Annotated in this window: 14 protein-coding genes and 1 tRNA gene; 9 read left to right on the forward strand and 6 right to left on the reverse strand. The window is 69.7% G+C overall.

Annotated features, from left to right (window positions below):
* The first annotated feature begins 120 nt into the window (after positions 1–120).
* A complete protein-coding gene (locus tag VAB18032_RS00260) occupies positions 121–810 on the forward strand; it encodes a PASTA domain-containing protein (RefSeq protein ID WP_013730750.1) in 690 nt (229 codons plus the stop codon).
* 72 nt (positions 811–882) lie between these two features.
* Entirely contained in the window at positions 883–1,635 is a 753-nt protein-coding gene (locus VAB18032_RS00265; RefSeq protein WP_013730751.1) for a PASTA domain-containing protein, read from the forward strand.
* Positions 1,636–1,643: 8 nt separating this feature from the next.
* Here the strand turns inward: VAB18032_RS00265 and VAB18032_RS00270 are convergent, their stop codons facing one another.
* On the reverse strand, positions 1,644–2,111 hold the full coding sequence (locus tag VAB18032_RS00270) for a hypothetical protein (protein WP_043722481.1): 468 nt from the start codon (positions 2,109–2,111) through the stop codon (positions 1,644–1,646).
* Positions 2,112–2,213: 102 nt separating this feature from the next.
* Positions 2,214–2,501, reverse strand: a complete 288-nt coding sequence (locus VAB18032_RS00275; protein WP_013730753.1) for a hypothetical protein — start codon at positions 2,499–2,501, stop codon at positions 2,214–2,216.
* A gap of 565 nt (positions 2,502–3,066) precedes the next feature.
* On the opposite strand from VAB18032_RS00275, the gene VAB18032_RS00280 reads away from it, so the two are divergent.
* The 3 genes from VAB18032_RS00280 to VAB18032_RS00290 all read left to right on the forward strand — a co-directional run bounded on the left by VAB18032_RS00280 (position 3,067) and on the right by VAB18032_RS00290 (position 4,743).
* Positions 3,067–3,948 (forward strand): helix-turn-helix domain-containing protein, encoded by an 882-nt coding sequence (locus tag VAB18032_RS00280; protein ID WP_013730754.1) that lies wholly within the window; start codon positions 3,067–3,069, stop codon positions 3,946–3,948.
* Positions 3,918–4,139 carry a DUF397 domain-containing protein gene (locus tag VAB18032_RS00285; protein ID WP_043719173.1) on the forward strand — a complete coding sequence of 74 codons (222 nt, stop codon included), beginning with the start codon at positions 3,918–3,920 and terminating at the stop codon, positions 4,137–4,139. Before VAB18032_RS00280 ends, VAB18032_RS00285 begins: the two co-directional genes overlap by 31 nt.
* Before the next feature lie 199 nt (positions 4,140–4,338).
* Positions 4,339–4,743: a hypothetical protein gene (locus VAB18032_RS00290; RefSeq protein ID WP_013730756.1), complete on the forward strand. Its 405-nt coding sequence runs from the start codon at positions 4,339–4,341 to the stop codon at positions 4,741–4,743.
* Here the strand turns inward: VAB18032_RS00290 and VAB18032_RS00295 are convergent.
* Positions 4,711–5,313 carry a hypothetical protein gene (locus tag VAB18032_RS00295; protein ID WP_013730757.1) on the reverse strand — a complete coding sequence of 201 codons (603 nt, stop codon included), beginning with the start codon at positions 5,311–5,313 and terminating at the stop codon, positions 4,711–4,713. The two genes, VAB18032_RS00290 and VAB18032_RS00295, sit on opposite strands and share 33 nt — an antisense overlap.
* Positions 5,314–5,532: 219 nt before the next feature.
* On the opposite strand from VAB18032_RS00295, the gene VAB18032_RS00300 reads away from it, so the two are divergent.
* On the forward strand, positions 5,533–7,407 hold the full coding sequence (locus VAB18032_RS00300) for a S8 family peptidase (protein ID WP_043719178.1): 1,875 nt from the start codon (positions 5,533–5,535) through the stop codon (positions 7,405–7,407).
* 70 nt (positions 7,408–7,477) lie between these two features.
* Here VAB18032_RS00300 and VAB18032_RS00305 read toward each other — a convergent pair whose 3' ends face one another.
* From VAB18032_RS00305 to VAB18032_RS00315, 3 genes are all read right to left on the reverse strand, one after another.
* Positions 7,478–8,275 (reverse strand): WecB/TagA/CpsF family glycosyltransferase, encoded by a 798-nt coding sequence (locus VAB18032_RS00305; RefSeq protein WP_043722484.1) that lies wholly within the window; start codon positions 8,273–8,275, stop codon positions 7,478–7,480.
* Positions 8,272–9,405 carry an NAD-dependent epimerase/dehydratase family protein gene (locus VAB18032_RS00310; RefSeq protein ID WP_193386281.1) on the reverse strand — a complete coding sequence of 378 codons (1,134 nt, stop codon included), beginning with the start codon at positions 9,403–9,405 and terminating at the stop codon, positions 8,272–8,274. The genes VAB18032_RS00305 and VAB18032_RS00310 overlap by 4 nt, the downstream gene beginning before the upstream one ends.
* A 64-nt stretch (positions 9,406–9,469) precedes the next feature.
* Positions 9,470–9,555: transfer RNA gene (locus tag VAB18032_RS00315), tRNA-Leu, on the reverse strand.
* Between the two features lie 227 nt (positions 9,556–9,782).
* On the opposite strand from VAB18032_RS00315, the gene VAB18032_RS00320 reads away from it, so the two are divergent.
* The 3 genes from VAB18032_RS00320 to VAB18032_RS00330 are packed head-to-tail and all read left to right on the forward strand — an operon-like array spanning position 9,783 to position 12,490.
* The gene (locus VAB18032_RS00320) at positions 9,783–10,571 is read left to right on the forward strand and encodes an FHA domain-containing protein (RefSeq protein WP_043719182.1); all 789 of its coding nucleotides are present in this window, start codon (positions 9,783–9,785) and stop codon (positions 10,569–10,571) included.
* 6 nt (positions 10,572–10,577) lie between these two features.
* Entirely contained in the window at positions 10,578–11,066 is a 489-nt protein-coding gene (locus VAB18032_RS00325; RefSeq protein WP_013730762.1) for an FHA domain-containing protein FhaB/FipA, read from the forward strand.
* On the forward strand, positions 11,063–12,490 hold the full coding sequence (locus tag VAB18032_RS00330) for a PP2C family protein-serine/threonine phosphatase (RefSeq protein WP_013730763.1): 1,428 nt from the start codon (positions 11,063–11,065) through the stop codon (positions 12,488–12,490). The genes VAB18032_RS00325 and VAB18032_RS00330 overlap by 4 nt, the downstream gene beginning before the upstream one ends.
* Positions 12,491–12,495: the final 5 nt, after the last annotated feature.

Consider the following 12,495-nt stretch of genomic DNA (forward strand, 5'->3'; position numbering starts at 1 on the left):
CCGGGCAGCGTAACCTCCTGTGCCCGGCGCGGCGAGTCGTGCGCCGTACCGGGCGATCAAGGTGACGGACGGTGTTTGTCGTCGATGGGTACGGTCGCCGGTGATGAGGCGGTGGGCGCAATGACGGGTGAGGTGACGGACGGCCGGACGACGCGGGCCGACACCGGTCCCGATCGGAAGACGATGGTGGTTGGTGGTGGCGTCGCGGCGGTGCTGCTCGCGGTCATCGGAGCCGCCGGTGGCTGGGTGCTCGCGGGCGACGAACAGCGGCAGCCGGAGACGCCCGTCGCTGCGAAGGGAGGCCGCAGCCCGAGCGCACCGGCCCCGTCGACACCGCGCGAGCGGCCCGCGTCCACCTCCGCCCCGACCAGTGCCGCCCCGACCAGTGCCGCCGCACCGAGTCCGACCGGGCTGACCGTGCCGGATCTCGTCGGCATGGACCTCGAAGAGGCCCGGAACGAGGTGCGAAAGCGCGGGCTGGAATGGAAGTTCATCTTCGGCACCGGCGACAACCAGAGCGTACGGAGCACTGATCCGGTCGCCGGTACGCCGGTGAAGCACGGCAGCACGATTTCGATCACCGTGGCCGGGGCGGCCCCACTGAACGAGATGCCGCAGGTGGTCGGGGAAGACTGCCGGGAGGCGGCGGCCGAACTCTTCGACAAGGGCTTCTCGCCGCACTATCCGTCCGGGCTGACCGGAAAGGTCACCGAACAGGAGCCCGCCGCCGGCACCGTTGGACGATGGGACGACATCGTGTACATCTTCTGCGGGATTCGGTCGTCGGATGACGAGTTCCTTCGGCAGTGACAGGCACCCGACACGCTGATTCCGGCCGATGGCGGGCGGAACCGCTAGGTTGACCAGCGTGGGGATGCCGACATGAGCGAGCGGGGCGAGGAACAGCCGGACGACCGGACACGTCCGTTGCCTCCGCCCGCCGGAGATCCCGACGACACCGCTGTGCTGGGTGGTACGCCGCCCGAAGGCACCGAGGCGGACGCGACAGTGGTGGTGCCGCCGACGCCCCGACCCCAGCTGTGGTCGGGGCGGGCGGAGGTGCGGCCACCGGGCCCGGGTGACGACCGTGAGTTGACCGCCGGCGAGTGGTACGGCGACGAGCAGGCCGGTCGGCGTTGGTGGCTGCCGATTCTCTGGGGAATCGTCCTGCTGCTGTTGCTCGGCGCGCTCGGAGTGGGGTTGTGGCTGGCACGCCAGGCGGTGGACGAGGACGACTCCCCGCCGCCGTCGCCCCAGCCGACCTCGACGGCGCCGACGAGCGCGTCGGCTTCACCAACCCGTTCGCCCTCGGCGGCACCGACGACAAGCGCTGCGCCGACGGGGTTGCCGATGCCGCCCCTGGTCGGGCTCTCCGAGGATGCGGCCCGAGCCCGGCTGGAAGCACTCGATCTCGAACCCGAGGTCGTGTACCGCCCGTCGGACCAGCCGGCCGGCACCGTGATCGCCACCGATCCGGGCCAGGGTGAGCCCGTCCAGCCCGGCGACGTGGTCAGGCTGGTGGTCGCCACCCCCAGCCCGTCGACGACGGCACCGACCACCGCGCCGACGACCACCGACCCGACGACGACCGGGCCGACCACCGACCCGACGGCCACGGCGAGCCCCACCGGGTGATCGGCTGCTCACCACATCCGTCGTCTGGTGCTGACCAGCCCGAGCCCGGCGAGGGAGATGGCGAGCCCGAATACCCCTGACCAGAACAGCGACCGGCTGAGTGCATCGGAGCTGTGCCGGTCGCCGGTTCGGTCGGACGTCGCCGCCCGGTGCGCACTGTCGGCGGACGATTCGGAGTCGCCGGGCATCGCGGCCGAGCCGTCAGGCAGAGCAGCCGAGTCGTTGGGCGTCAGTGGTGCCGTGCGGTCGTCGTCGAACTCGTCCCAGGCGGGCGGTGAGCCTCCCGACCCGGTCGGCGGCGTGGCTTCCACCACCGTGATCTCGGGTGCGGGAACCGGCTCGGCCAGCCGGGTGGAGGACAGAGCGGGATCCCGGACCAGCACCATCAGGGTGATGGCGGCACCGAACAGTGCCAGGATTCCGAAGGCGTGGGCGATACGGGACCGATGGGGCCGCCGCGCGGACAGATTGACCATGGCCATCCCAGGTTCGGGGTCCTGGAGGCGCGGTGGAGACGTGCCGGGGTGGGCACACCGATTCTATGGCGTCGGTGTGCCCGTCGGCGGCGTTTCGAATGCTCAGCCCACCCGGACCGGGGTCCGGGTGACGGGCCGACGGGCCGAGCGGACGGTGTGCGGTCGCGGCTGCGGCGCGGCCTGCACCAGGTGCAGCCCGGCCCGCTGGACGAAGATCGATCGACGGTTGACCGCGTCCCCCGCCGTGTTCAACTCGTAACCTTCGAGCCAGAGCCAACCGTCATAGGTCGGGCGGTCCAGCACCCGGATCACCCGGAAGTGAATCGGTCTGATGAACTGGACACTCGCCGCGCTTGTCACGTTCAGTACGTCACCGGAGCGGGGAAGCACATGGGCTCCTGAAAGGTCGGCCGGCGGGGAGGCCGGCAAGGCTGATCGGGGGGAAGTGCGGGCTCCGGCGACGAGGTCGTGACTCGGGAACCGGGTTCGTGGCGTCGACGGGCTTCGCTGCGCTGGTGGCGTACTCGGCCCGCCGTGTCTGGGCTGTCAGGGAAGGTGTCTGGGGCCACCGCCGCCGTCGCGCGTCGGCGACCGGCCACCGGATTCGCGGGGCCGGTCGCCGATCGACCGGGTCACCCGGTCGTCGTCTCCGTCGGCACCGCGGTGATCACAGGGGGAGACTGGATCAGAACGGTGCGTAGCCCGCGTCATACGGACAGAGTGCATCAGCGTCGTGCTTCATGCAAGTTGCACGTCGACTTTTGCCGATACGTGAGCGGCTCGCGCGAAACGGCGCTTGAACGTGCCGCCACCCGGACGGCACACTGAGGACCGGTTTCGCCCGTCGCGGCCGGTCGAGGACCGGCTCCACCCCTTGCCGCGAAACGCCCGCCGCCTTATGGTCGCGCCCCAGGCGGGCGGCAGACAGCGGCGCGTCGAGGCGGAAGGTGACACCGTGAGCGAGCGGCGCAGTCCGACCATCCGCCGGCGTCGCCTGGGCGCGGAACTGCGCCGTCAGCGCGAGACGGCCGGAATCACCATCGAGGCGGTGGCCGAGCAACTGGAGTGTTCGGCGTCGAAGATCTCCCGGATCGAGACCGGTCACACCACCGCGACGCCCCGGGACGTCCGGGACATGCTCCGGATCTACGGGGTGGTCGGCGCTGAGAGCGACGAGCTGGTGCAGATCGCTCGGGAGGCGCGGCAGAAGGGTTGGTGGCACCCGTACAGCACGGTGCTGGTCGGGGCGTACGTGGGCCTGGAGGCCGCGGCCAGTTCGATCCGGGCGTACGAGCAGCAGGTGGTTCCGGGTCTGCTGGAGACCGAGGATTACGCCGGCGCGATGATTCGCGCGGCCCGCCCTGATTTCACTGCGGAACAGGTGCGACAACGAGTGCGTGTCCGACTCGGTCGCCAGTCGTTATTGACCCAGGACGATCCGGTCGATCTGTGGGTGGTGCTCGATGAGGCGGTGATGAGCCGTCCGGTGGGCGGGGACACGGTCATGCGTGACCAGCTCAATCGGTTGGTGGAGGTAGCCCAGCTGCCGAATGTGACGTTGCAGGTCCTGCCCTTCGAGGTTGGGGCACATGCTGGCATGGACGGCACCTTCACGATCCTGAGCTTCCCCGAACCAGGTGATCCGGATGTCGTGTACGCGGAGAACGCCACGGGTGGGCTCTTCTTGGAGAAGAGCGACGAACTGCAGAAGTACAGCTTCATCTTCGATCACATTCGAGCAGCGGCCATGCGTCCGGAGGAGTCCGTCGGGTACATCGCAAAATTGGCAGAGGAGCCGCTGTGGAAATGGCGACGCAAGGATTCCCCGTGGACCTGACGCAGGCGCACTGGTTCAAGAGCTCGAAGAGCGGGCCGAACTGTGACAACTGCGTCGAGGTGGCGTATGTGACCGGGGCGGTCGGCGTCCGGGATTCGAAGGACAAGGCCGGACCGGCCCTCGTCTTCGCTCCGGGTGACTGGCACGCCTTCGTCGCCGGCACACGGGGCGGCGTCTTCGGACGGGGTTGATCCCGTAGCAACGACCTGGTCCCCGATCGGCACGTCCGGTCGGGGACCACGTCGTCCGCCGCGCTCGGCGGTCCCTCCGTGGGGCCCGGCCCGGTCGGCTGCCGTCGCCACTTCCCACCCGTCTCGTTGTACCTCTCGGTACGCGCTGGTCGACATCCCCCCGAGCAGGGCGGGTAACCGAGCGAGGCAGGCGAGACGAATGACGAGTATCGGATCGGACAACCTCACCAACAGCCCGGGCAAGCCGGAAAGGTTCGGCGGCAAATATCGCGGGGCTCGGCGGGACACCGTGTTGACCGAGGTGGTGTCCACGGACACCGAACACTCCGGGCGGGACACCACGGCACCGAGCGAGCAGGCCACGTCGCCGCTCACTCTGCCGTCGCTGGACCCGAACCCGCTCACCGAACCGTCGTTCCCGGCGACCGGATGGTCGAGCGTGGACGACGGCTCCCTTGCGGATCATCCGCTGCTGCGCGGCCTGCTGATGGAGTTGCCGCCGAGGGGCAGTGTGCCGCCGCCGGGTTGGCTCGACCGCTGGTTCGAGGCGACGCGGGCGATCCTGGAGCTGCTATACGTGCAGGGCGCGGGCCGGGCTCGGTGAGGTTGCGGACCGCTGCGGCATGGCTCGCTCGGCGAGCCGGTTGTGGCGCAGCGCGTGGCGGACCCCGATGGCCCCGACGCCCAGCACCCCGATGGTGACCGCCGGCCCGGTGATGCCCGGCCCGAAGAACTCGGCGGCACCGCTGGCCGTGATCAGCGCGGGCAGCAGGGCCAGGCCGGTCACCTGCAGCGGCAGCCCGATCAGTGGGTGGGCGGCGGCGGCCCGTAGCCCGTGTGGTGCCGGCGTCCGGGCGGCGGCGGCCAGTGCGCCCGCTCCGGCCCGGAGCCGACGCACCCGGCGTACGGTGCAGAGCGCCACCACCAGCGCCGGTAGCGCGGCGAGCGCCAGCCCAGCGGCGGCCCGGTCGGCCAGGGTCGCCCCGGCGGTGGTCAGACCGGCGATCGGCAGAGCCACCGTCAGGCTGAGCCCGACCAGCGTGAGCCCGAGCAGCCAGCCGGCATGTCGACGAAGCTCGCGCGCGTGCGTCATCCGGGGCAACCCCTCCGCGAGGTAGCCGGCGGCCCACCAGACGACGGCGACCGGGAGCAGGAGGACGAGGTGGTTCTGCATGCCTGTCAGCCTTGCCCGTTTTCCGGCTCGCCGAATCCGGGACCGCCCCCCGTTCGTCCCGTAGCCGCCCCCCGTAGGGGAACCATCGTTTCATGTTATGAGGGATCCGACATGTTTATCTGTGTCCATGTCTCGAACTACCCTCTCCTTGATCGGCAGCCATCGATCAGTGGGTCATGAGCAATGCGACGAGGGCTGCCGACAGAGGGAGGTAGGAAGATGGTTCTTCGACAGAGGTCCGTTTTCGTCGGACTGGCCGCGTTGGCCATGGTGGCGGCAGCGACGCCCGCCATGGCCGCCGAGCCGGTCGGCACGATCCGAAGCGCCGGCGGCGCCACCGCCGTCAAAGACAGCTACATCGTGGTGTTCAAGGACAGCGAGGTCGGCCGTGCCGCGGTCGGCTCCTCTGTGGACCGGCTGCTGCGGCGGCACGGTGGAGCGGCGGCGCGCACGTACAGCGCGGCCATCCGCGGCGCCGAGCTGCGACTCAGTGCCAAGGCTGCGGCCCGGATCGCGGCCGATCCGGCAGTGGCCTACGTCGAGCAGAACCACACGGTGCAACTCGCCGCCACCCAGACGAACCCCCCGTCCTGGGGTCTGGACCGGATCGACCAGCGCAACCTGCCGCTGAACAGCTCCTACACGTACCCCAACACGGCCTCGAACGTGACGTCGTACATCATCGACACCGGCATCCGGACGTCCCACTCGGACTTCGGCGGCCGGGCGACCTGGGGCACCAACGCGGTCGACTCCAACAACACCGACTGCAACGGCCACGGCACCCACGTCGCCGGTACGGTCGGCGGCACCGCGTACGGCGTCGCCAAGGCGACCCGACTGGTGGCCGTCAAGGTGCTCAACTGCTCCGGCAGCGGCACCAACGCCGGTGTCATCGCCGGCGTCGACTGGGTCACCGCGAACGCGGTCAAGCCTGCCGTGGCCAACATGAGCCTCGGTGGCGGGGCGAACACCACGCTCGACAACGCGGTGATCAACTCGATCAACTCGGGTGTCACCTTCGTGGTGGCCGCCGGTAACGGCAACAGCCTCGGTGTCCGGCAGAACGCCTGCAACTACTCCCCGGCCCGGACCGCGCCGGCGATCACCGTCGGTGCCACCCAGAACAACGACGCCGCCGCGAGCTTCTCCAACTTCGGCACCTGCGTCGACATCCTGGCGCCCGGCGTGAGCATCACGGCCCCGTGGATCACCAACGACACCTCGACGAACACCATCAGCGGTACCTCGATGGCCTCGCCGCACGTCGCCGGTGCCGCCGCCCTGGTGCTCTCGGCCAACCCGTCCTGGAGCAACCAGCAGGTGCGGGACTACCTGGTCAACAACTCCACGCCGAACGTGATCAGCAATGTCGGCACCGGTACCCCCAACCAGCTGCTCTACGTGGTCAACGGCAGCACCCCGCCGCCGACCAACGACTTCTCGGTCTCGGTGTCGCCGACCTCTGGTTCGGTCGCGCCGGGCGGTTCGGCGACCGCCACGGTGTCCACCGCCACCACCAACGGCTCCGCCCAGTCGGTCAGCCTCTCGGCCAGCGGCCTGCCGTCCGGGGCGTCCGCCTCGTTCAGCCCGGCCACGGTCACCTCGGGTGGGTCCTCGGCGCTGACCATCAGCACCTCGGCCAGCACCCCGGCCGGCACGTACCCGGTGACCATCACCGGTAGCGCGGCCTCCGGCACCAAGACCGCCACCTACACGTTGACGGTCACCGGCAGCGGTAGCGGCAGCTGCTCCGGCACCAACGGCACCGACGTCTCGATCCCGGACGCCGGCTCGGCGGTGACCAGCTCGATCACCATCTCCGGCTGCAACCGGAACGCCTCGTCGAGCTCGACCGTGGCGGTGAACATCGTGCACACCTACCGTGGCGACCTGGTCATCGACCTGCTCGCCCCGGACGGCTCGTCCTACCGGCTGAAGAACAGCAACATCAGCGACAGCGCGGACCACGTGAACACCACCTACACGGTGAACCTGTCCAGCGAGGCGGCGAACGGCACCTGGCGCCTGCAGGTGCGTGACGTCTACGGCGGCGACACCGGCTACATCAACACCTGGACCCTGAGCCTCTGACACCGGTACGACAACGGGCCCCCGGCCGCTTGGCCGGGGGCCCGTTCGTCGTCAACTCTCCGGCGGGCGGTCAGACCGCGAAACCGGCCGGGCGCTCGGTGGCCGGCGCGGGCGGGCGGGCCTTCCACAGGCCGACCTTCTGTGCGAACAGCCGGCCCAGGTACGCCGGATTGAGGATCACGTACCGCCGCCACAGCCGCTTCGGCTCCAGCCCGAGCCGCCAGAACCACTCCAGCCCGGCCCGCTGCATCCACGGCGGCGGCTGGCGCAGCAGCCCGGCGTGGTAGTCGAACGCCGCGCCGACGGCCATCAGCGGCATGTCCAGCAGCGGGCGCATCGCGTACGTGAAGATCTCCTGGCGGGGGCAGCCCAGGCCGACCAGGACGAGCCGGGCGCCGCTGGCCTTGATCCGGTCGGCGATCTCCACGTCCTCGCCCGGCTGCACGGCACGGAACTTGGACGGCTCCACTCCGGCGATCTTGAGCGCCGGGAACATCCGCTCCAGCGCCGGGATCAGCCGGGCCAGGGTCTGCTCGGTCGAGCCGTACAGGTAGACCGGCAGGCCCTCGTCGGCGCAGCGGGAGAGCACGTGCAGGGTCAGCTGGGGCCCGTAGACCCGGTCGGTCAGCCCCGCGCCGTGCAGGAGATTCAGTGCCCACCGCACCGGCTGGCCGTCCGGAGTCACCAGGTCGAAGGAGTTCAGCCGGGCGTTGTGCGCCGGGTCCAGCACCCCGGTCATCACCCCGTGTACGGCCAGGGCGGTCAACGCCATCGGCCGACGCTCCTGCGCGGCGGCGATGACCTGCTCGGTCGCCGTGGCGTAGTCGGTGGCGTCGACCAGGACGCCGAGCACGTTGCGCTTGCTCACGGCCGGACCTCGCCGTCGCGCGCCGGGACCCACTTGTCCACGTTGGCCTCGTAGATCTCTCGCATGATCATGGGTACGTCGTACACCTGTTTCCAGTCCGGGTAGTCGGCCTGGAACGCCTCGTTGGAGCCGATCCACCACTTGTGGTCGCCGATCCGGTTGGCCTCGACGTACTCGGTGATCATCTCCTGGTCGGTGATCTGCTCGGCCAGCGCGAACGCCTCCCGGTTGGAGGTGTTGGAGTGCCGACCGCCACCGAGGTTGTAGACGGCGGCCGAGCGCGGGTTGCGGAAGAACGCCTCGAACGCGGAGACCACGTCCGAGCTGTGGATGGCGTCCCGGACCTGCTTGCCCTGGTAGCCGAAGATCTTGTAGGTGCGGCGCTCCATGTTGGCCCGCATCACGTAACCGAGGAAGCCGTGCAGCTCGGTGGCCGAGTGCGCCGGCCCGGTCAGGGTGCCGCCCCGGAAGCAGGCCGTCTTCATCCCGAAGTAGCGGCCGTACTCCTGCACCATCACGTCCGCAGCGACCTTGGAGGCGCCGAAGATCGAGTGCAGGCAGGCGTCGATCGACATGTCCTCGCGGATGCCCTGCTCGTACGGGTGCCCCGGCTCGATCTCCCAGCGGGTCTCCAGCTCGACCAGGGGCAGGCTGTTCGGGCGGTCGCCGTAGACCTTGTTCGTCGAGCAGTGGATGACCGGTGCCTCGATGCAGTGCTCGCGGACGTTCTGCAGCACGTTCAGGGTGCCCGCGGCGTTCACGTCGAAGTCGGTGAAGGGATCGCGTACCGCCCAGTCGTGCGAGGGCTGCGCGGCGGTGTGGATCACCACGGCGACGTCCCGGCCGTACCGCTTGAACAGCGCGCCGAGCGCGCCTCGGTCGCGGATGTCGATGCTGTGGTGCGAGTACGCCTCACCCAACTCGTCGGTGAGCCGGCGAACGTTCCACGCGGTGGACGCCTCCTCGCCGAAGAACTCCTGCCGCATGTCGTTGTCGATGCCGACCACGTCGAGACCCAGGCCGGCGAAGTGCCGGACCGCCTCAGAGCCGATCAACCCGCCCGAACCGGTCACGAATGCGACACTCACGAGCCACTCCTGGTCCGTTGGAGGCAGAAACCAGCGAAGCATAGCCTGACGCCCGGTACGCCCGAATAAGAGCGAGGGCCTCGCGAATTCGCGAAGCCCTCGTCACTGGTGGGGAAGGGGGGAGTTGAACCCCCACGTCCTTTCGGACACACGGACCTGAACCGTGCGCGTCTGCCATTCCGCCACTTCCCCGTGGCTTGACCTCGGACAGCGTAGTCATTGCCGTCTCCGCTGTCGCCAGCGGGGTCTCGGCCATGTTACGTGGCTTCGGTCTTTGCCGCGAATGGCATTCGCTGCTCACAGCGGTTACCGTTCGTGGCGGACGAAAGAGTAGCACGACAATCCTGAGCCGTCCGAACGAGGCGTGGCCTGCCGGCCGAGCGGCGTGTGAGCTGCGTGCGCTCTGGACCGATACCATCATGTCCTCGGGACCCGAGGAGGAGCCGGTGAGCGTGCTGCAACGCTTCGAGAAGCGTCTGGAAGGCCTGGTCGAAGGGGCTTTTGCCAAGGTCTTCAAAGGGGTCGTGCACCCTGTGGAGATCCTCAACGCCATGCAGCGGGAGGCCGAGGCGCACAAGGCCATCCTGGCTGGCGGGCGCACGTTGGTGCCCAACCGCTACGTGATCGATCTCTCGCCGTACGACCACAGTCGGTTGGCGCCGTACGCCGCCGCGCTGGCCCAGGAGCTGGCCCAGTCGCAGGCGGAGTTCATCGGCGAGCAGGCGTGGACGGTCTACGGCGACGTGATCGTCGAGATCGAGCGCGGTGAAGGGCTGGACACCGGCATGTTCCGGGTCACCGCCGAGGTCTACACCGGTGGCGAGGTCGCCCCGGTCTCCGCGCCCGGCTACGACGCCGGCCCGTCCGGCTACCCCGCGTACGAGCAGGGTGGCGGCTACGGCCCGCCGCCGGGGCACGGTGGCGGTCGTAACGTGCGACTGGTCTCCGGCGACGGCCGCACCTACCCGCTGCAGATGGGCTCGACCGTGATCGGTCGCGGCGACCAGGCCAACCTGCGTCTGCCGGACGTCGGCATCTCCCGCCGACACGCCCGGCTGGACTTCGACGGTGGGCAGGTCGTGCTGACCGATCTCGGCTCCACCAACGGCACTATGGTCAACGGCCAACGGGTCTCCGCCGTGGCGCTGAACCCCGGTGACATGATCCAGCTCGGCACCACCACGCTCACCTTCCGCGTGGACGGCTGATCCGCCTTGCCGGAACTCGTCATCACCGTCGCCCGGTTCGGATTCCTCGTCCTTTTGTGGATCTTCGTGTTCACGGTGGTCGGCGTCATCCGGCGGGACCTCTTCGCCGGGGCCCGGTCCGGTCGCCTGGTGGCCGCGCCCCGCACGGTGGGTGCGTCGACCGGTCAGGCGACGGCAAAGCCGGCGAAGGTGAAGCGGGGGCGGGCGGCCCACCAGTTGGTGGTGACCGCCGGTCAACTGGCCGGCACCAGGATCACGCTGGGTGAAGCTCAGATAACCATCGGTCGGGCCGAGGATTCCACTCTCGTCATCACCGACGATTACGCCTCGGCGCGACACGCCCGGCTGGTGCCCCGTGACGGGCAGTGGTTCGTCGAAGACCTCGGTTCGACTAACGGGACGTACCTCGATCGCGCTAAGGTCACCGGACCGACCCCCGTACCCCTCGGCGTGCCGATCCGGATCGGCCGCACCTCTCTCGAATTACGGCCATGACTCTGACCCTGCGCTATGCGGCCCACAGCGACCGCGGTCTGATCCGAGACGGCAACCAGGATTCCGTCTACGCCGGACCGCGGCTACTCGCCGTCGCCGACGGCATGGGCGGTATGGCCGCCGGTGACGTCGCCAGCAACATCGTCATCGGTGCCATGGCGCCGCTCGACGAGGACGTCCCGGGTGACGCCCTGGTCGACGCGTTGCGTTCCGCCGTGGGCACCGCCAACCAACAGCTCCGCGAGACCGTGGACGCCAACCCCCAGTTGGAGGGGATGGGCACCACACTCACCGCGACCCTCTTCTCCGGCAGCAAGCTGGGCATGGTCCACATCGGTGACTCGCGCGCCTATCTGCTGCGCGACGGTGACTTCAACCAGATCACCAAGGACGACACCTACGTCCAGATGCTCGTGGACGAAGGCCGGATCAGCCCGGAGGAGGCGAGCAGCCACCCGCAGCGGTCGCTGCTCACCCGAGCCCTCGACGGGCGGGACATCGACCCGGAGTACTCGGTCCGCCAGGTGCTGCCCGGAGACCGCTACCTGATCTGCTCGGACGGCCTTTCCGGGGTGGTCAGTGCGGAAACCATCGCCGAGACCATGCGGGAGTACGCCGACCCGCAGCAGTGCGTCGAGCGGCTCGTCCAGCTCGCTCTGCGCGGCGGCGGCCCGGACAACATCACCGTGATCATCGCCGACGCCACCGACCGCGACATCGTCGAGGCGGCCCCGATCGTCGGCGGTGCGGCCGCGCGGGACCGGGGCATGGCGACCTCGGCCGACGTCTCCACCCCGGCCGCCCGGGCCTCGGCGCTCTCCGCTCCCCGGCCGCCTGTGCCCGAGGAGCCGGCCGGCAACGACGACGAGCCGGAGGCCCGCCGCCGTCCGCTGCGCGCCCTGGCGATGACCACCGCCCTCCTGGTGATCATCGGCGGCGGGGTCTTCGCCGGGTACGACTACACCCAGCGGCAGTACTACGTCGGGGCGACCGACGACGGCCAGGTGGCCGTCTTCCGGGGCATCCAGGGCGAGATCGCCGGCATGGATCTCTCCACGGTCCATTCCAAGAGCACCGCCCAACTGGACGATCTCACCCTCGCCGCTCAGGAGCAGGTCAAGCAGGGCATTCCGGCCAGGAACGAGCCCGACGCGGCACGCCGGCTGGCGGAACTGACGATGGACAGCCCGACCAACGTCAACCTCAAGCCACTCTGCCCGCCCACCTCCAGCCCGAGCGTCGACCCGACGACGGAGTCGACCTCGCCGCCGCCGAGCACTCCGGCCGGCTCGGCGAGCCCGGTCAGCAGCGGCTCGCCGTCGCCCGACGGCTCGTTGGCCCCGCCGGTGAGCACACCGGACGCCCCACCCACCGACGCCTTCACGCCCACGGTCGACCCGGCGGCCTGCCGGTCGCCCGAGTAGGCGTC

Origin of the sequence: Micromonospora maris AB-18-032 (genome assembly GCF_000204155.1) — a bacterium.
Taxonomy (GTDB): Bacteria; Actinomycetota; Actinomycetes; order Mycobacteriales; family Micromonosporaceae; genus Micromonospora; species Micromonospora gifhornensis.

What these genes read in the sequence shown, in the direction of transcription:
- VAB18032_RS00260 (WP_013730750.1), top strand. Translation starts at nt 121, where the DNA reads ATGACGGGTGAGGTGACGGACGGCCGGACGACGCGGGCCGACACCGGT.
- VAB18032_RS00265 (WP_013730751.1), top strand. Translation starts at nt 883, where the DNA reads ATGAGCGAGCGGGGCGAGGAACAGCCGGACGACCGGACACGTCCGTTG.
- VAB18032_RS00270 (WP_043722481.1), bottom strand. Translation starts at nt 2,111, where the DNA reads ATGGTCAATCTGTCCGCGCGGCGGCCCCATCGGTCCCGTATCGCCCAC.
- VAB18032_RS00285 (WP_043719173.1), top strand. Translation starts at nt 3,918, where the DNA reads ATGGCGACGCAAGGATTCCCCGTGGACCTGACGCAGGCGCACTGGTTC.
- VAB18032_RS00290 (WP_013730756.1), top strand. Translation starts at nt 4,339, where the DNA reads ATGACGAGTATCGGATCGGACAACCTCACCAACAGCCCGGGCAAGCCG.
- VAB18032_RS00295 (WP_013730757.1), bottom strand. Translation starts at nt 5,313, where the DNA reads ATGCAGAACCACCTCGTCCTCCTGCTCCCGGTCGCCGTCGTCTGGTGG.
- VAB18032_RS00300 (WP_043719178.1), top strand. Translation starts at nt 5,533, where the DNA reads ATGGTTCTTCGACAGAGGTCCGTTTTCGTCGGACTGGCCGCGTTGGCC.
- VAB18032_RS00310 (WP_193386281.1), bottom strand. Translation starts at nt 9,405, where the DNA reads ATGCTTCGCTGGTTTCTGCCTCCAACGGACCAGGAGTGGCTCGTGAGT.
- VAB18032_RS00320 (WP_043719182.1), top strand. Translation starts at nt 9,783, where the DNA reads ATGTCCTCGGGACCCGAGGAGGAGCCGGTGAGCGTGCTGCAACGCTTC.
- VAB18032_RS00330 (WP_013730763.1), top strand. Translation starts at nt 11,063, where the DNA reads ATGACTCTGACCCTGCGCTATGCGGCCCACAGCGACCGCGGTCTGATC.